This window comes from Vibrio sp. 1CM7H (assembly GCF_023161645.1).
GTDB lineage: Bacteria > Pseudomonadota > Gammaproteobacteria > Enterobacterales > Vibrionaceae > Vibrio > Vibrio diabolicus.
This window is the reverse complement of sequence record NZ_JALNTV010000029.1, coordinates 1-688: the sequence shown is the minus strand read 5'-3', so window position 1 is coordinate 688 and position 688 is coordinate 1. Positions and strand designations below refer to the sequence as shown.

1 protein-coding gene is annotated in these 688 nt (G+C 47.2%); it reads right to left on the bottom strand.

Annotated features, from left to right (window positions below):
• Nucleotides 1-688, bottom strand: a 688-nt coding sequence (locus MSG33_RS23490) for a GTP-binding protein (RefSeq protein WP_031780751.1), incomplete at both ends; no start/stop codon positions are given.

Here is a 688-nt window from a genome sequence, read left to right as displayed (position 1 = left end):
CCAGTTACTACTGTACCACGACCTTGGATTGAGAATACGTCTTCGATAGGCATTAGGAATGGCTGATCTACCGCACGCTCTGGCTCAGGGATGTAAGTATCTAGAGCTTCAGCTAGTTCAACGATTTTCGCTTCCCACTGCTCTTCGCCGTTTAGTGCGCCTAGTGCAGAACCTTGGATAACTGGTAGGTCATCACCTGGGAAATCGTATTCAGATAGAAGTTCACGAACTTCCATTTCTACTAGTTCTAGTAGCTCTTCATCGTCAACCATGTCACATTTGTTCATGAATACGATGATGTATGGGATACCAACCTGACGGCCTAGTAGGATGTGCTCACGAGTTTGTGGCATTGGGCCATCTGTCGCAGCAACAACTAGGATACCACCGTCCATCTGTGCAGCACCAGTGATCATGTTTTTAACGTAGTCCGCGTGTCCTGGACAGTCAACGTGTGCGTAGTGACGAGTTGGAGTGTCGTACTCAACGTGAGAAGTTGCGATTGTGATACCGCGCTCACGCTCTTCTGGAGCGTTATCGATAGATGCGAAGTCTTTAGCTACACCGCCGTAAACTTTAGCAAGAGTAGTACAGATAGCTGCAGTTAGAGTTGTTTTACCGTGGTCAACGTGGCCGATAGTACCAACGTTAACGTGCGGTTTCGTACGTTCAAATTTTTCTTTAGACA